Source organism: Paenibacillus odorifer (assembly GCF_000758725.1).
Taxonomy (GTDB): Bacteria; Bacillota; Bacilli; order Paenibacillales; family Paenibacillaceae; genus Paenibacillus_AQ; species Paenibacillus_AQ odorifer.
The window spans coordinates 1,966,612-1,983,627 of the sequence record NZ_CP009428.1 but is presented as its reverse complement, the minus strand read 5'-3'; the positions used below and the strand labels follow the sequence as shown (position 1 = coordinate 1,983,627).

Annotated in this window: 14 protein-coding genes; 3 read left to right on the top strand and 11 right to left on the bottom strand. The window is 43.2% G+C overall.

The genetic code is table 11. From position 1 onward, the window contains the following. Positions 1-54: 54 nt before the first annotated feature. A complete protein-coding gene (locus tag PODO_RS08350) occupies positions 55-711 on the bottom strand; it encodes a response regulator transcription factor (RefSeq protein WP_036684433.1) in 657 nt (218 codons plus the stop codon). Positions 712-995: 284 nt separating this feature from the next. On the opposite strand from PODO_RS08350, the gene PODO_RS08345 reads away from it, so the two are divergent. Both PODO_RS08345 and PODO_RS08340 read left to right on the top strand, forming a co-directional pair. Further along, positions 996-1,403 carry a hypothetical protein gene (locus PODO_RS08345; RefSeq protein WP_036684435.1) on the top strand — a complete coding sequence of 136 codons (408 nt, stop codon included), beginning with the start codon at positions 996-998 and terminating at the stop codon, positions 1,401-1,403. After that, positions 1,400-2,464 (top strand): phosphodiester glycosidase family protein, encoded by a 1,065-nt coding sequence (locus PODO_RS08340; protein ID WP_143758713.1) that lies wholly within the window; start codon positions 1,400-1,402, stop codon positions 2,462-2,464. The genes PODO_RS08345 and PODO_RS08340 overlap by 4 nt, the downstream gene beginning before the upstream one ends. A gap of 345 nt (positions 2,465-2,809) precedes the next feature. Here PODO_RS08340 and PODO_RS08335 read toward each other — a convergent pair whose 3' ends face one another. The 8 genes from PODO_RS08335 to PODO_RS08300 form a co-directional block, all read right to left on the bottom strand. After that, positions 2,810-3,064: an AbrB/MazE/SpoVT family DNA-binding domain-containing protein gene (locus PODO_RS08335; protein WP_036684437.1), complete on the bottom strand. Its 255-nt coding sequence runs from the start codon at positions 3,062-3,064 to the stop codon at positions 2,810-2,812. A gap of 126 nt (positions 3,065-3,190) precedes the next feature. Then, entirely contained in the window at positions 3,191-3,655 is a 465-nt protein-coding gene (gene trmL, locus PODO_RS08330; protein ID WP_036684439.1) for a tRNA (uridine(34)/cytosine(34)/5-carboxymethylaminomethyluridine(34)-2'-O)-methyltransferase TrmL, read from the bottom strand. 124 nt (positions 3,656-3,779) lie between these two features. After that, a complete protein-coding gene (serC, locus tag PODO_RS08325) occupies positions 3,780-4,868 on the bottom strand; it encodes a 3-phosphoserine/phosphohydroxythreonine transaminase (protein ID WP_038569561.1) in 1,089 nt (362 codons plus the stop codon). 106 nt (positions 4,869-4,974) lie between these two features. Beyond that, positions 4,975-5,862, bottom strand: coding sequence for a hypothetical protein (locus PODO_RS08320; protein ID WP_038569560.1), 888 nt, complete (start codon positions 5,860-5,862; stop codon positions 4,975-4,977). Between the two features lie 111 nt (positions 5,863-5,973). Next, a complete protein-coding gene (locus PODO_RS08315) occupies positions 5,974-8,712 on the bottom strand; it encodes a GH36-type glycosyl hydrolase domain-containing protein (protein ID WP_038569558.1) in 2,739 nt (912 codons plus the stop codon). A 29-nt stretch (positions 8,713-8,741) separates the two neighbouring features. After that, the gene (locus PODO_RS08310; RefSeq protein WP_038569557.1) at positions 8,742-9,578 is read right to left on the bottom strand and encodes a carbohydrate ABC transporter permease; all 837 of its coding nucleotides are present in this window, start codon (positions 9,576-9,578) and stop codon (positions 8,742-8,744) included. Next, positions 9,578-10,471, bottom strand: a complete 894-nt coding sequence (locus PODO_RS08305) for a carbohydrate ABC transporter permease (protein WP_036684449.1) — start codon at positions 10,469-10,471, stop codon at positions 9,578-9,580. Before PODO_RS08305 ends, PODO_RS08310 begins: the two co-directional genes overlap by 1 nt. Before the next feature lie 126 nt (positions 10,472-10,597). Beyond that, complete coding sequence (locus PODO_RS08300) at positions 10,598-11,968, bottom strand: ABC transporter substrate-binding protein (protein ID WP_036684451.1); 1,371 nt, start codon at positions 11,966-11,968, stop codon at positions 10,598-10,600. A gap of 376 nt (positions 11,969-12,344) precedes the next feature. Here PODO_RS08300 and PODO_RS08295 point away from each other — a divergent pair, with 376 nt between their 5' ends. After that, positions 12,345-13,379 carry a LacI family DNA-binding transcriptional regulator gene (locus PODO_RS08295; RefSeq protein WP_036684452.1) on the top strand — a complete coding sequence of 345 codons (1,035 nt, stop codon included), beginning with the start codon at positions 12,345-12,347 and terminating at the stop codon, positions 13,377-13,379. Positions 13,380-14,090: 711 nt separating this feature from the next. On the opposite strand, the gene glnA is transcribed toward PODO_RS08295, so the two are convergent. Together glnA and aroF are read right to left on the bottom strand one after the other, a co-directional pair. Then, entirely contained in the window at positions 14,091-15,515 is a 1,425-nt protein-coding gene (gene glnA / locus PODO_RS08290) for a type I glutamate--ammonia ligase (protein WP_036684454.1), read from the bottom strand. A gap of 283 nt (positions 15,516-15,798) precedes the next feature. Beyond that, a complete protein-coding gene (gene aroF, locus PODO_RS08285) occupies positions 15,799-16,845 on the bottom strand; it encodes a 3-deoxy-7-phosphoheptulonate synthase (protein WP_036684456.1) in 1,047 nt (348 codons plus the stop codon). Between the last annotated feature and the right edge of the window lie 171 nt (positions 16,846-17,016).

Genomic DNA, 17,016 nt, shown 5'->3' with positions numbered 1-17,016 from the left:
ACTTCTACTCCAAGAATATTCCACCCCATACGTCATTATGTCGTAAAGCGTGGGTTAGGCGTAGATTTGCCTGTTTTGTCTTGAGAAGAGCGCGAATTTCTCAATCGCTTGTGCCCGGGTCGAAACATCGAGCTTTACATAGATTTTGCGCAAATAATTATCAATGGACCGACGGCTTACCGCAATTTCAAGCGCAATTTTATCGTAGGTAATCCCTTGAACGATTCGCTCCATGATAAACATCTCTGTCTCCGTCAGTTGCAGAACATCATCTAATCCTTTAAATGTCGAAATCGGCCAAGCTCCTTTTTCAATCCATTCCAACGGCATTGAAAGAAAACCCTCCCGTAAACCCAGGATCAGCTGTAAAAGCTGACGGGGAGAAGCTCCCTTCGAGAATATCCCGCTGGCTCCTAGTTCTACGAGGGGCTGAAGCAGTTCTCGCCCGTCTTCGTCTGTCATCACGACAAAATGTGAGTTTGGTGAGCTTTTTTTCATATTTAACAGCACACTCTCAATATTCCCCTCAGGCATATGATAATCTACTAGCACTAGCTCGGGATTTTTTTCCCTTACGATGGTAGCGCCTTCGTCCCAAGTGGAATACATTCCCAGAACCTTAAGCCCCTCTTCCTCTTCCAAAATCAATTTTGTCCCCAGCATACTTGTAGGATGACACCCCACAATGACCACCTGCCAAACCTTCATCATTAATGCCCTGACCCCCTGCTCTATATATAATCATCTAGAAAGGAAAGCGCCGCAGCGTTTCCGGTTAAAACGCAAGCAAGGCTGTATGATGACTTGTCTGTATAATCTCTAGCTGGTTACCTTGTGTACGTCTATCAGAATTCCAATCTATAGAAATTGTATCGCAGTAGTTTAATAGGATGCAATTACTTTTTCTAGTTTTCATACTCTCTTACATTTTTGCGAATCTTGTCAAAGTCTGATAGAATGGGGACTTGAAAAAAAGACCAACCCGAGGTGATAAAATGCAACCGCTAGCGGAAACGTCCCCGGTACGCTCGCGCTCTACTACTGCGAGAAACGGCCCTTCCGTAAAATGGTTTTTACTGTTCTGGATTATGATGATCGGACTCGGCGTATATGCTGTATACAGCTACACGAACCATCTGAAGCAACAAGTGCTAACCGAACTTAGTACTCAGAGCCAGCAGCAGCTTACCGTTTTGAAGACCGACTATGAAGCAAAAATTGCCGTTCTCTCTGAAGAAGTGAAGGAATTGCAGAATACAGTGCAAAGCTTTAACGAACTATTAACCTTCACTAAAGATAATGCTAGTGCCAAGACAGATAACAGCAACAAGCTATATACGCAATTGAGTGAGGTAAGCAAACAGTTAGAAGCTTTGAAGAAAGAAATGGATCTGATCAAATGATGACGCCAGTCAAAAGAGTAAATCGCTTCTTCATGCTTCTAACTGCACCGTTCATAGGCTTGTTTATATGTATGTCGTGGTATCGACCACCGCTACAGCTAGACCTTGATGTAGGACAATTCTCACCAAGCTCTGGGCCAGTGAATGAAACAGCTTCCTTAAAAAAAGAGCTGACTCTGGCAGAGGCCTCCGCAGCTTACACCATTGATGCTGTCAGCGCTAGTGCCAAGCTATATAAAGAGACTACCACTACGATGAATAAGCTGGTCGAAACAGCAAAGACTCAGGCGAACCGGCCTGAACTGATCTATAACCGCAGGATTTCAGCCAAGCTTGGTATACCTTCAGAGATTGTTACCAGCGACCGTATAAGAGTTGAGTTATATCGATTGAATCCAGGAAACTACAAAGCTTATGCGTTGAAAATCAAATTGAAGGACCCGACCGCTATGAAGATGAGCTTGGCGGAGACAGCCTCCGGTGCGGAAACTACTATGCATGCCGTACAGCGTAATGGTGCCATTGCTGGTATTAATGCGGGCGGCTTTGCAGATCAATCCGGAAAACGTTATCCCTTAAGCACAACTGTAGTGGATGGAAAGTATTTATACGGTTTTGAGCCAACGTACAAGGACCTAAGTTTTGTTGGGCTGAACAAATCCGGGCAATTAATCGGCGGGAAATTCTACAGTCGCGCACAATTAGATCAGCTAGATCCGGTATTCGGCGCCACCTTTGTGCCTGTCCTCCTTAAAAACAACATTAAAACACCCATACCCGAAAAGTGGAAAACATCCCCTAATCGGGCACCACGTACCGTGATCGGCAAATATAAAGATGATCAGATCCTGCTTTTTGTAGCAGATGGATATAATGAGTATGGCAGCTCTGGTGCACAGCTGGAGGAGATTCAGAACAAATTATCGAATATGGGCCTCGTAGATGCTTATAATTTAGATGGTGGTGGCTCTTCCTCGTTGATCTTTAACGGAAGAGTTATCAATAAACCATCCGATGGAAATCTAAGAGCTGTGCCAACGAATTTCCTGTTTTTTAAATAATATAGTAAATTGTCTATGTAACATATCACATTTGCGTTTATTTTTATTAAATTGCAGGTTATAATCTTGATAACGAATACATTCGCTATTGGAGGTGCCAGTATGTCGTTCTCATTAACCTTTTGGATCGTAATGTTCGTATTTGTGTTATTTACGGTCGGCATCCTTACCTCATCTTACAACGACGACAAAACAAAAGGCCTATAAAGCCGATATGTCCCTGCACCCACTTGGTGCGGGGGCATTTTTCGTATACATAAAAAAACTGCCCCCAAGTAGAAGAGTTCTACGAAGAGGACAGTTTTTTATAAGCTCTTGGCTGTCAAAATTCAAAATATGTACTTCTTAGGCATGTCTTGGCAATTGAGTCATTTCCGAAAGGCATGCAGAACAAATATAACGATCTTTATATTCGCTTACACCATCCATTGATCCACAGAAAACACATTTTGGACGGTAACGCTCCAAGATGATATGGTCACCCTGTACCAAAATTTCAACCGGGTCGCCTTCATTCATCTGATACCTTTTACGCAGGGACTTAGGCAGAACAATTCTACCCAACTGATCCACTTTGCGAACTACACCAGCAGGTTTCATAACTAACGTACACCTCTCCTGTTCAAGAAAAATTATTTAGTAGCTACTACTTATTTCGGCTCTTTCAATATATTTCGTTACCTAATTGTCGAATCCTGCTGAAAAAAATAAAAAATTTGTCTTTTTTTAAATAAGATTAGGAAAATCCAATTGTCGAAGCGCCTCGTACACAATAATAGCTGCCGAATTGGATAAATTCAGAGATCTCACAGCATCACTCATTGGCATGCGCATTTTTGTTTCTTTACCTGCTTCTAGAATCTCTGCAGAAAGCCCCTTCGTTTCCTTGCCAAAAACAAAAAAATCGCCATCTTGGAACTCAAAGTCACTGTATCTTTTCTCTGCTTTCGTCGTTGCGTAAAAGAAACGCCCCTCGTTATATTTCTCCAAAACCTCAGCAAAGGAGTCGTGATATTCAATAGTAACAGCATGCCAATAGTCTAATCCTGCTCTTTTTAATGTAGCATCGTCTGTACGGAATCCGAGTGGACGAACCAAGTGAAGATGAGTGCCTGTAGCGGCGCAGGTACGCGCAATGTTGCCAGTATTGGCCGGAATTTCCGGCTCGACTAATACGATATGGAGTGCCATTATATGGTTCCTTCCTCTCTAAAGGCTTAATAGCCAGATGTTTTACTCTAGTGCCTAACCATAGCTTCTCCAAACAAACTGAAAACCTTCCACCAAGAAGGCGGAAGGTTATAGATAGAATTCATTAACCTTGAGTTTGCCGGAAATGGTTCATGAAATCGGACAGTGCTTTTACACTTTCGTAAGGAACAGCATTGTAGATGGAAGCACGCAAGCCCCCAACACTGCGGTGACCCTTTAAGCCGACAAAACCTTCCAGTTCAGCAGCTTTGACAAACTGCTTTTCGAGTTCTTCTGATTGCATCCGGAAGGTAACGTTCATAATAGAGCGGCTGCCTTGTTCTGCAACGCCACGGTAGAAACCGTCACTTCCATCGATGTGATCATATAACAGACCCGATTTTTCAAGGTTCTTGGAATGGATGCCAGCTAAGCCGCCTTGCTCCTCAATCCATTTTAATACTTCGTTCACCATATATACAGAGAAAGATGGAGGTGTATTGTAAAGAGAGTTATTCTTATAATGAGTGCTGTAACGCATGATCGTAGGAATGTTAGAAGGTGATTCTGCAAGCAATTCTTCTTTCGCGATAACTACAGTCACGCCTGAAGGTCCAAGGTTCTTTTGTGCTCCGGCATAGATCATTCCGAATTGGTTCACATCGATTGGACGGCAAAGTATATCACTAGACATATCCGCGATTAACGGAATCGAGCCTGCATCCGGAAATTCTGCATATTGCGTTCCTTCAATGGTCTCGTTGGAAGTAACATGAAGGTAAGCAGCATTCTCCGCAGCTTTGATCGAACTTAATTCAGGTATAGCCAAGAATTTCTTATCTTCGGAAGAAGCAGCAACATGAGCGCCTCCTACCAATTTGGCTTCTTTATAAGCTTTATCTGCCCAGCTACCTGTCATTACATAGCTACCTACTTGGCCTTCGGAAACCAAGTTCATAGGGATCATTGCAAACTGTGTGCTTGCTCCGCCTTGTACGAACAATACCTTATAGCCCTTCGGATTGCCGAGGAGCGAAAGCAGACGTTCCTGCGCTTCATTATGCACGGATTCGTAAATTGCACCACGGTGCGACATCTCCATGATAGACATTCCACTTTCCCGGAAATCAACAAACTCCGCTTGTGCGCGTTCCAGTACCGTAAGCGGCAATGCTGCCGGTCCGGCATTAAAATTGTATGCTCTCTTATTCAAAACTGCTCCCCACCCTTTCTCTCCTATCAATATGGATATGGTTATGATAGCAATATTCTCCCGCACCAGCAAGTATAATTATTCACATAAAAGGTTAAAACGGTACTCATTTCGCAGTGAAAAACCGGTAAGATCGGCGCCAGCTCTTGCTTTGACGCGGTAAAAGACTAATGTTCACAAATACTTCAGGAGAGACTACATGACCCTCTCCCCACAGGGCCATACGTTCTATTGGAAAGTCCCCACTCTCTCGCACGCCTGTTCCACTAGGCTTATGAACCAACTCCCAGGTGAACTCAGTTTCCTGACCCTCCCAACCGCTCAACTTGCAATAAAAGGGTTTATCCGGTTCCTTTGACCAAGTAAGAGTATTCCCGGATACCTCTAGCAATTCTTTCGTATAGGAGGATTCTGGTTCTACTACCTTGAGTTCCCTCGGGAGACGCAGTTCGAAATCCTGTCCAATATTCAACCCATCGATTCCGATGAAGTTGTGAATATATTCCTCCGTACGGAAAGGCTTTTGCCCTTTGTTATGCAATTCATATGCAATTATTAATTGATCCCCCTGTAAAGAAATCGTTTTAGTTAGCTGCACAGCATATCCGTTGCTTTCCATTGGGTGGATCGTATATGTGACAGCATCATTCCCTGCTTCGACATCCTTACTAAAAGAGGTTAAGGGGAACTCCTCATTGAAGCTGTATAATGGGGTATTTCCTTTTTGTAACAATCCGACTCCGATTTTTGGAAACCAGCCTCCGATTGGTGCTTCATCATATCCAATTGCCCGGGAAATGCCAAACTCATTACAAAGCCCCTTGCCTCCAGTTCCTTCGCCTGGCTTCAAGCTTTCCGGCACACAAAACGTATGTTTCCCCTCTTCTAATGTCACCTGTGTAATAAATCCTGTCCAGTCAAAACGAGTGCCCTTATACTCTCCGATATCAGCGATATCGACAGTTAATATGCCATTTGACAGTCTGCAACCCATACCTAACGCGCCCTTTCGTTCATTGTTACAATGAATAAATATTCATTATTGAAAAAAACGTCTGCAGCCGCTATGAATAACGGTGCAGACGTCTTAAAATATCGTATAAAGCTACGCCAATGTCACTTCAATCAAGTGGCATTTCTCTGTCTGCAGAGAGAGCAACTCTTCACGCGGAATAATCGCACTTCCTGAGCCGCGCTGCAGCGTCACCTCGCTGCCATTCAGGGTAACAGAGTGTATTTGGTACTCCCCGTAGTTTAAGCTTCCTGTGGCTTTATAGACCACTTCAAACTCGCGATCCGCGAAGATTGTCTTAATAGAGGCCTTTCCCTCGGAATCAAACTGCTCTTTAACAAGCTTCGGTTCCAACAAAAGATCACCTAGCTTACCTTTTACACCAAATACTTCAGTAACCATAGTTAACAGCAGCCAGCTTGCTGATCCTGTTAAATACGTATACATCCCTCTGCCTTGCTCGTTAATATACTCAGGAATTCCTGGGTATATGCGGGCTTTTGCAAAGTCAGTACTTAAGCTATACAGAGATTCTAATACTTTATGTCCTTCTTTCACATATCCGCGTTTATACAACGCATTGCCATACATGATGGTCATGTGACTGAACATAGCACCGTTCTCTTTATGTCCAAAGGCAAAGCCAAAGGCACGACCCAGATTCTGCTGGATCCCTCCGAAACGGGAATTAAGTCTGTACCCAATTTTGTCATCCAGTAGATTACGATCCACGGCGGCAATGATATGCGGAATTTGTTCTGGTGCAGCTGCATGGCCCATCAGCGGGAATACTTGACCCGTAAGCGTCATTCGAACGCCTTCTGCGAATTCCCCTTCCACTTGTTCTCCATCATTATTATAATAACCGTTAAACCAGCCTCCACCGTGTTCACTTTCCACCCACTCATTGCGGCGCAAGTGATTAAAGATCCACTCTGCTTTTTGTTCCAGATCGTCCGCTACTGTCTCTATGTCGAGTGCTGCACGAATACCGCTGACTTTGTTCGGAGCGGCAGCATAATATTGATTAAGTCTTTCATGCTTGCCTGATACAGATTCATAATCCACTTGATCACCAAGCGAATCTAGCAATAGTTTCATTTCTTCTGCCAATTCAACTGTCTCTTGCCCTTTAGAAGTCTTTAGCGTACGCAGCACACGAGAAATATCCAATAAGTTACTTGCGTAGAATGCTGTGAAAGCTACACTCTCACCCCGGTCTGCGCCCATATCAAGACCATCATTCCAGTCTGCGCCCTCCAGCAGGATATTATTGTGCTCTCCAACATTAAAGAACGGAACCAGATTTTGCAGTAGGATATGCTCCAGAATCGTACCTTTATAAACCTCACCAGAAGTAGTTCTGAGATCACTTCCCAGCGAGGTATCCCATGAATTATCGCGTTCCTTACAGCGACTCATAAAGGTATCGCGGAAATACGTCTGTTCCTGCAATAAGAAATCAAGATCACCACTCTGATCCAGATATAACATAGTCGTTAAGAACGGCCAAGCTCCATGATCCATCCACACCCGCGGGATGTTGTTACGGTCGGCAATAAATTCACCAGGCTGTTGACCGATAATAGTGGCATTACTACCATCTATTCTTACCCCGGCGTAGTTGTTCAGCAGTAAGCTGCGTACTTCAGCCGGTTCCATAATAAGGAGTGCTAGACAATCCTGCCAAAGATCCCGCCAGCCACGTCCGCCCCTTCCATAATCATGATAAGGCAAGAAGGAGTTACCATAAAGTCTTCTCAGCACGGGTTGAATCGTAACCCATTTCATCCATTGGTCAGCATCTGAATCACCGGTATGAAATTCTACCATATTCACTTTATCTGCCCAGAAGGCTTTAGTTTCCTCAAGCAAATGATCAAAAGCTTCAGATGTACCATATTTGTTCATCAAAGCATCCACGTCAATTCTCTCGTTATGGATCGCCATAACTACTATATAAGAATGGCTGTCACCAGGAGACAGAGTAAGCGTCTCGTAACGAAGACCCCCGATAGCCTCATATCCCTCTCTTTGTACGCCTCCGCCCTTGCCAATCTCCGGCGTGTTGTTCAGGATAACAGCTTCCGGCCAATCCAGGCTTCCACCTTCTCCAATGAACTCCTCCTGCACCGGAAAGAACCCCGCAGGTTGACTGCCGTCACCCTCTGCACCAAATACTCCATAAGAAGTGTGATTGATGCGGTGTCCCCGCTCATCAAAGGAGAGCGCAGGCTGAACCTCAACACCATAGGGTGAAGTATAGATCCGGTTAAGCAAAGAGGTTACATGTCTATGATCGCGCAGATCATCTGCCGAACGCGCGTAGATCGGAACTACCGCTGTCGGTGTCAGCGTAATAACCTCTGCTATTGTATTCGTCAACGTAAGCTTCATTAGTTCGACCTTATCATTACCGCTTGGCACAAAGCTGGTGATTTCAGCTTTAACACCCATCTCTGCGTTACAACGCGTTACGCGTTGCCACAGGAAACCAGCCTCTAGTACTGCTTCATCAGTAGACGATGTATAGAAATCGGCATTTTGCTTAGCGGAGTTCCCCACTGCCGACCAAGCTCCCTTGCCTTCTACGTATACCCAGAAGTTACGGGAAGCCCGCGAATTATGCAAATCTTCAACAGATAATGGCGGTGTCAAAAATGTATTATGACCTGTGGTAACCTGACCATGAAGTTTTGGAGTTACCGTCGACATCATTCCCCCTTCATTCACTAGAGGGAAATATAGAAAACTGCTGCGATCCGGTTGCTGAAGCCTGAATTCCCCATCATTTCCGGTGAATTCGAAGCCATGAATTTTATTACGATCCATTCTCTCCATCCTCTCATTTACACAACTACTTAAGCTTTAACCGCACCTGCCAATGCACCGTCAACGATATACTTTTGAATGAAGGTGTATAGGATGATAAGCGGTGCAGATACGATCATGATCCCGCACGCCAACATAGGCCAGTTGTTCCCGTATTGACCGCGGAATTCTTTAAGCCCGAAGGTGATTGGATAGTTTTCTGGACTCGGTAAATACATGACCGGCCCCACGAAGTCATTCCAGATACTAATTGCTGTTAGAATAACACCTGTAGCAATTACTGGTTTCATAAGTGGCATGATGATCTGGAACAAATAACGCAAATATCCAGCGCCATCCATACCTGCTGCTTCATCCATCTCCCGGCTAATTCCTTTGATGTAACCTACAAACATCATGAACACGATACCCGTTCCGCCTGTTTTAAGGAGAATGTAACCCAGCTTCGTGTCATAACCTACAAATCCTAGCTCCTGTTTCATGGTAAGCATCAGCTTGAACTGTGCGACCATTGGATTCGGCAGGAACTGAGACATCAAGAAGAACAAATAAATAAATCCGCTCCACTTCACATAATTTCTCGCCACCGGGAAGGCCCCGAATAACGAAACAATTAGGGTCAGCACTGTTGCCACAGCTGTATACAGCAGACTGTTTAAGAAATAATTAGAGAAATTACCCTGTAGCCAAGCTTCTTTATAATTATCCCATTGAATACTTTTTACGAGACCGATAGGATCTAACAGATATTCTGTAAAGGACTTGAATGAAATATTGATTACAAATAACAACGGCATGATATACAAAACAAGCAACACTGCAATCAGAATATAAGAGAGAGTTTTGGCGGTTTTGGAATCCTTCATTAATATTCCACCTCTCTCTTACGCATTTGTTTCACTGCAAATACTACAAACACCAGAATCATAAGGAACTGAACCACGGAAAGCGCGGAAGGAAGTCCCATCTGTAGAGAACCACGGAACGTCTCTTTATAAACGTCATATGCCATCGTTCTTGTGTTAAAGCGACCGTCCGTAGTTGCGAGAATAATATCAAAGGTGGACATCGCACCGATAATAGACAAAATAATGTTAATCGTAAAGGATGGAGCGATAAGTGGGAATGTGATGTTTTTAAAAGATTGCCACTTCGTAGTTCCGTCTATATATCCAGCCTCATACAAATCTTTCGGTACGGATTGTAGTCCCGCAAGGAAAATTAACATCGAATAACCCATATACATCCAAATTTGCGTAAATATAATATAACCGAACGCATGAGTGAAGCTTCCAAAGAACATATCTTTATAACCGAACAAAGAATCATACAGTTGGTTAACCGGACCACTCAGCGGATCGAACATCATGCCCCATACCAGTGCAACTACCGCTACACCAAGCACAACCGGTAAAAAGAATACCGCGCGATAGAAATAATCGCCTTTCAGCTTCTGATTGATAACTACGGCCATAAGCAGACCGACACCGTTCTGTACAATGGTTACAATGACCATGAAATAAATAGTACGTATAATGGAATCCCAACGCTCGCCTGAATTTCCTGAGTAAAATACATCATAATAATTGTCAAGGCCTACAAAACTCATCTTGCTTCCAGGAACGTTAGTGATATCTGTAAATGAATAGATAACCGTCATCATAGATGGGCCAAAATAGAAAATTACATACAATGATAATGGAATCATTAGCAGCAGAAGCGGTATATATCGTTTAATACCTTTCCCGAACGGATACATTTCTCTCACCTACCCAATCCTAATTCAATAAAATGATCGGGGCCTGCACAAAACAGACCCCGAAGTTGTAAAACATGTTTGGTGTACAGTATGTTGTAGATTCTTTTTATTTATCGGGATAGCTACTTATTTAGGGGCTGCTGCTTCCCATTCTTTTTGTTGTACATCTGCAAGCTCTTTAGCGGTTTTAAACTCGCCGCCTGGTGCCAAATATTCAGTGTGAACGCCTTCAGCTGCAATGTGCTCACCAACGTTATCACGGTTAATCATCATAATTTCATAAGCAAGTTCGAAATCTCCAGTCATGTATGGAGCAAGTTCTTTGTCAATAAAGTCACTTTCAGTGGCAATATTGTCTTGTGTAGGCAAGAATCCAGCTGCTTTAACATATTCTGTGTAGTTTTCTGGTTCAGAGAAGAATTCCAGCCATTTCAAAGCGCCTTCTTTGTTCGGGCCTTTTTCTGCTGCATACCAAGTTACATCGTATTTACCTACAAGAGAATTATTCTTAGCAGCATCTTCTGTAGCTGGGATTGGGAAGTAACCAAATTTCACATCTGGATTTGCTGCCGCGATCGTAGGAGCATCCCAAGTTCCGTCAGCAATCATAGCTGCTTTTCCTGTTGCGAAAAACGAAGGTGCTGTTGCATAGTCGATACCCAAGAAACCGTCGATGATGTAGTTATCTTGAAGCGTCTTCATTTTCTCCAATACTTCTACAGCCTCAGCATCGTTAAACGCCGAAGTTCCCTTCCAAACCCCTTCAATCCATTGTTGTTGGTTGCCGCCACCCAGAATCTTGGCTTGCAAACCGAACACTGGCAATTTCAAAGGCCATACATCCTTACCAGCCACTACGATTGGAACAATACTCTTAGCTTTCAATGTATCTAGAACACTAATGAACTCTGTCCAAGTTGTAGGTACAGTCAGCCCGTTTTGTTCAAAAATTTCTTTATTATAGAAGAATCCTGACATCGCTACTTTACCGGTTGGGATTGCATACACTTTATCTTTATAAGTGCCGGCTTTAGCAATATCATTCGCATTGTAGTTTTTAACGAAAGCTTCGCCGCTCAGATCAGCAATCAGCCCGGAATCAATCCATTGTTGCCAGTCTGGCACTTTCGCACCTGGTGTCCAATCTTTCGGAGACAATCTCATACCGGATAGATCGGCAAGTACATCTACGTCACCAGCTGTAATTCTTGCTCTTTGTGCTTGTTTGAATTCATCATCCGGACCAGTGGTTGTGTACTCCACTTTGTATTCCGGATATTTTTCTTCAAACTTTTTATTAATTTCTGTAATGACCTTGTTAATATTCTCTTGTTTCCAGTGTAAGATCTTAATCACTTTCTTATCACCAGATGCAGGCTTGTTTGTTCCGCTGCCCGGAGTAGCCTCACCATTCGCGTTGTTATTGCCGCTTCCACATGCTGCTAATGAGAGCACTAGCGCTGAGCTCAACAATACCGCAGAAAGCTTCTTTACCATTTTGTTACCCCCCAGATAATTTGTTATGACCCTTTAACGAAACCACATGCTAATTTCTGAAAATCACGAAACAGTAAGGATGATATCACAGAAAGCGGTTTCGGTGTTTTCATTATTACATCGTTATTTGTCTTTGTAAAGTCTTTTTTCATTGTTCATTTTTGAACGTTTTTTGAACCAATCATTCAAAAAAACCTTTAATATCAAGCATAATCCTAGTTTAAGAGTAAACATTCCATTGACTATAATCTTATTGAACTATAAAATAAGTAACGAAACTATTTCGTAAATCATAAATTCAAGTCATAAAAAAATAGCCTTGAGTAGATTTTAAACATATATTACGGAACATTTTTCACTATAAGGGGGACTTAATTTGGCCTACAGCATCAAAGATATAGCGAAAATTGCTGGAGTTTCTGTTTCGACAGTATCCAAAATCATTAATAACTACAGTGATATTTCGGAAGATACCAAGACAAGGGTTCAACAAATTATAAAAGAAACTGGATATACCCCCTCCAATTCAGCTAAAACATTGGCTACGAAATCGTCCAATCTAATCGGAGTGATTTTTGCCGGAATGCTGAATGTCGACTTTACCCACCCTTTTTTCATCGAGGTGCTAAATTCATTTAAAAAACAAATGGGACTACTAGGTTACGACCTTATCTTTTTTTCCAATGAAAAATTCCAAAGTGGCGATACTAACGATTATCTTGCCCGTTGTCAGCATTTTAATGTAGATGGGTGTGTGCTTCTATCCGGACAGGAGCTAGAAACCTCTATCAGCGAATTAGACAACAGTGCTATTCCATGTATCGGCGTAGATTTAAAACTAACGGGTGACAACTCTGGCTTTATCATGTCGGATAATTTCAAAATGTCCTCCAAAGTGGTAGAACACTTTTATTTACTGGGCTATCGTGAGCTTGGCTACATTGGCAGCTCCTCAGATTCAGACATCTCCAATATGCGCGAAAGTGGTTATCGCAAAGCTCTTGAAGATTTGGGGCTGCCTATTAACGAGAGTTGGTTCTTAAACGGAAGTAACTTCTTTGAGGCTAGTGGGTATGAGACGATGCGTAGAATGATTGAGAATGGAAATTTACCTAGAGCGATCTTCGCAGCGTCCGATCAGCTTGCTATAGGAGCGATGCGTGCCCTTAAAGAGGCTTCTATCGCTGTTCCTGAAACTGTTGCAATTATTGGCTGTGATGATATTGAGGCCTGCAATTATACAACACCCCTATTGACTACCATCCGCCAAAATAAAGATAAGATCGGTCGCCTAGCAGCACTAATGCTGTATGATCTAATAAACAACCAATCAGGTACGAGTTCTTTCAGCGTAGAACCAGAGCTTATCATTAGAGAGTCCTGCGGCGCTCCTGAACGGGGGCTAGTGTAGCCTTTCTCGGAGAATACACGAATAGCAAAAAGGGGCTGTCCCAAGCAGCCATTTTATGGCTTGGTGACAGCCTCTTTTATGTTCTTAACACTACTTAATGTCCAAATGGATTCTATGGGCGCACCTAGTGTTGCTCCGGATGATGCAATAAGTGAAGCACTTATAGAATAATTGGGGAATTTCTCCCTAAAAATCAGAGATTTCTGTTCATCGGACTTATAATTAGGGAAAACTTCCCTGAATTTTGGCCTATTCAGTAACTAATAAAGAAATCACCCTGATTATTAGGGAGGAATTCCCTGATTTCGTTCATTTAGAGCAAATATCGGCTTTTTTTAGGGAGTTTTTCCCTAATTAGTTTAAATCCACTTTGTATATCACATAAACACAGAACGCATATCGCTCACCGTACATAGTCCAGCGTCACAGATACCACAAATCATATACTGCAAGCCGAACGGAAATCACACATAGCAGTCACCCGTCACCCGCCACCCACTCCAATAGCATAGAACACTACTCATGGCTTAGATCACTACTCATAGCATAGAACACACTACTCATGGCTTAGAACACTACGTGTGGCACACATTCATAAGATACAGTAAAATCCATTACTTTTCCCAATTCAAAAAAAGAAGCTGCCTCCAAGTAGAATCACTACTTTTGAGACAGCTTCTTTTATTATAAAGATTATATATAGCAGGAATCTTATAGATCGAAGTACAGGGCATATTCATGTGGATGAACACGAATCGCTACCTCTTGTGCTTCAGAACGTTTCAGAGCAATATAGTTATCGATGAAGTCCTTAGTAAATACGTCGCCTTCTGTAAGGAACTCGTAATCAGCTTCCAAAGAATCAAGCGCTTCGCTCAGGCTGCCTGGAACGCTGCGGATTTTTTCTTTATCTGCATCAGACAATTCATAGATGTTCTTATCCAGAGGACCATAACCCAGTTCTTGCGGGTTGATCTTGTTCTTGATTCCGTCCAGACCTGCCATCAGCATTGCGGAGAATGCCAAGTAAGGGTTAGCCGTGGAATCCGGTGTACGGAATTCGATACGACAGCCTTTTGGTGTCACAGCTGCTACTGGGATACGAACTGCTGCAGAACGATTTCCTTTGGAGTAAACCAAGTTAACCGGTGCTTCGTAGCCAGGAACCAGACGCTTAAAGGAGTTGGTGCTTGGGTTAGTCAAAGCGATCAATGCTGGTGCATGGTACAAAATACCACCGATATAATGAAGAGCCATTTCGCTCAGGTTAGCATAAGCGCCTTTTTCATAGAACAAAGGAGTATCTCCGTCAAAGATCGATTGATGCACGTGCATTCCGCTACCGTTATCACCAAACAGCGGTTTTGGCATGAAGGTTGCTACCTTGCCATACTGACGTGCAGTGTTTTGTACAATATATTTATAAGTCATGAGATTATCAGCAGTTTTCTTCAAGGTATCAAAACGGAAGTTAATTTCCGCTTGACCTGCAGTGGCTACTTCATGGTGATGACGTTCAATGCGTAGTCCAACTTCAGCAAGCAGACGGCACATCTCACTACGGATATCCTGTTGGGAGTCAACTGGCGCTACAGGAACATATCCACCTTTAACGCCAACTTTAAATGCCAAGTTGCCGCCCTCTTCTTTACGACCCGTATTCCAAGCCGCTTCTTCAGAATCTACGAAGAATGAGGATCTGTTCATGCCACTTTCGTAACGAACATCGTCAAAGATAAAGAATTCTGATTCAGGTGCGAAGAATGCAGATGTACCTACTCCGCTTTTTTGCAGGAATTCTTCTGCTTTCACAGCAATACCGCGAGGATCGCGCTCATAACGTTCGCCATCAGGAGTGAAAATGTCGCACATCACGTTCAGCGTTGGATGAGCTGTAAACGGATCTATGAACACACTATTCGGATCAGGCATCATAACCATGTCTGATTCTTCAATACCACGGAAACCTTTGATGGAAGAACCGTCGAATGCTACCCCATTTACAAAAGTTTCATCTTCCACTTCAGAAGCTGGCAGAGAGATGTGGTGGGCACGACCACCTAAATCTACGAATCGAAAATCTACCCACTCGATATTGTTCTCTTTAATTGTTTGCAACACTTTTTCAACCGACATGAATTTTTCCTCCCCCAAGTTCCGAACATTAGGCCGCTCACAGTATGCAAATGTTCTTGTTTTAATTTTTTTTGCTGTCGTAATTATAAATCTCATACCTAACATCGTCAATGCTTATGTCAGGTATTTCTTTCAGCAATGTAAGATATTCTAACGCTTTCGTGAAATCTGTTATTTTCGCATATTTTCATGTCACATTTATTTTATTCAACTCCAAAAAAACCCTCTTTTCCCACTAGGTCGCGGGTTAAGAGGGCTTCCGAGGAAGCTCTTAGATTGAATTTTATAGCGCCGAAACCGTTTCTGGCGAAGTAGAAAACTTACGTCCAACAATTGGAGCCAGCTTTTCCAGATCTTTAAGCAGGTTATCAAACTGATCAGGGAATAACGATTGAACACCATCACCTGTCATGGAATTGTCCGGATCTGTGTGCATTTCGATAATTAGCCCGTTTGCACCAGCAGCAACAGAAGCTTTGGCCATAGGCTCAACTAACTCACGACGACCGGTTCCGTGACTTGGGTCAGAGATTACTGGAAGATGGCTTAAGCTTTGTAGAACTGGAATAGCCGATAGATCCAGTGTGTTACGAGTGTAGGTCTCAAATGTGCGAATACCGCGCTCACAGAGCATTACATCCTTATTACCGCCTGCCAAAATGTACTCCGCTGCATTGAGCAACTCATCATAGGTCGCACTGAAGCCACGTTTTAGAAGAACAGGTCTGCCACAGGTACCCAGCTTGCGCAGCAAATCAAAGTTCTGCATATTCCGTGTACCCACCTGCAGAATATCCGCATGCTCCGCACAGATATCAACATACTCCGGTGTCATAACCTCTGTAATCGTCAACAGGCCATGACGCTTTCCTGCTTCAGCCATCATAGTCAAACCTTCCACACCTACGCCTTGGAAGCTGTACGGTCCTGTGCGGGGCTTAAACGCGCCTCCACGAAGTACCTGAGCACCAGACGCTTTAACAAGCCGGGCGATCTCATCAATCTGCTCTGGAGACTCAACGGCGCAAGGTCCGCCCATGATCACCAGGTTTTCTCCACCAATCTTCACACCCTTGATATCAATAATCGTATCCTCAGGATGGAAATCCCGGCTGGCCAGCTTGTAGGATTTGGAGATCTTCACGACGTTCTCTACACCCTTCATTTGCCGCAAATGCTCGGCGAGCTTAGGAGTGACGCCTCCCACTAAACCTATCACCGTGTGATCTGCTCCTCTGGAGAGATGCACCTGCAAACCTTCTTTTTCGATTACGGCAATTATATCTTTAACCTGCTCTTCCGGTGTTTGATTTGATGTAATGACGATCATATTTATAACTCCCTCTCTACACTTAAAATTTATAATAATTCCGCTAGATACTATCGCGCTACGACGCGTGTTCGCTTTTAAGCTTTTATGCTTTTAATCACTAAAGCAATTCTACCTCAAAAAGCGATTATAGTCAATCTATATTCTAGATTCCTATGCTGGAAGCGTTCT

Coding starts and splice junctions, on each gene's coding strand:
- PODO_RS08300 (WP_036684451.1), bottom strand. CDS start 11,968: ATGGTAAAGAAGCTTTCTGCGGTATTGTTGAGCTCAGCGCTAGTGCTC.
- PODO_RS08335 (WP_036684437.1), bottom strand. CDS start 3,064: ATGAAACCTGCTGGTGTAGTTCGCAAAGTGGATCAGTTGGGTAGAATT.
- PODO_RS08310 (WP_038569557.1), bottom strand. CDS start 9,578: ATGAAGGATTCCAAAACCGCCAAAACTCTCTCTTATATTCTGATTGCA.
- trmL (WP_036684439.1), bottom strand. CDS start 3,655: ATGGCACTCCATATCGTATTAGTCGAGCCGGAAATTCCGGCCAATACT.
- PODO_RS08345 (WP_036684435.1), top strand. CDS start 996: ATGCAACCGCTAGCGGAAACGTCCCCGGTACGCTCGCGCTCTACTACT.
- PODO_RS08340 (WP_143758713.1), top strand. CDS start 1,400: ATGATGACGCCAGTCAAAAGAGTAAATCGCTTCTTCATGCTTCTAACT.
- PODO_RS08350 (WP_036684433.1), bottom strand. CDS start 711: ATGATGAAGGTTTGGCAGGTGGTCATTGTGGGGTGTCATCCTACAAGT.
- PODO_RS08315 (WP_038569558.1), bottom strand. CDS start 8,712: ATGGATCGTAATAAAATTCATGGCTTCGAATTCACCGGAAATGATGGG.
- aroF (WP_036684456.1), bottom strand. CDS start 16,845: ATGATCGTCATTACATCAAATCAAACACCGGAAGAGCAGGTTAAAGAT.
- PODO_RS08305 (WP_036684449.1), bottom strand. CDS start 10,471: ATGTATCCGTTCGGGAAAGGTATTAAACGATATATACCGCTTCTGCTG.
- PODO_RS08320 (WP_038569560.1), bottom strand. CDS start 5,862: ATGGGTTGCAGACTGTCAAATGGCATATTAACTGTCGATATCGCTGAT.
- glnA (WP_036684454.1), bottom strand. CDS start 15,515: ATGTCGGTTGAAAAAGTGTTGCAAACAATTAAAGAGAACAATATCGAG.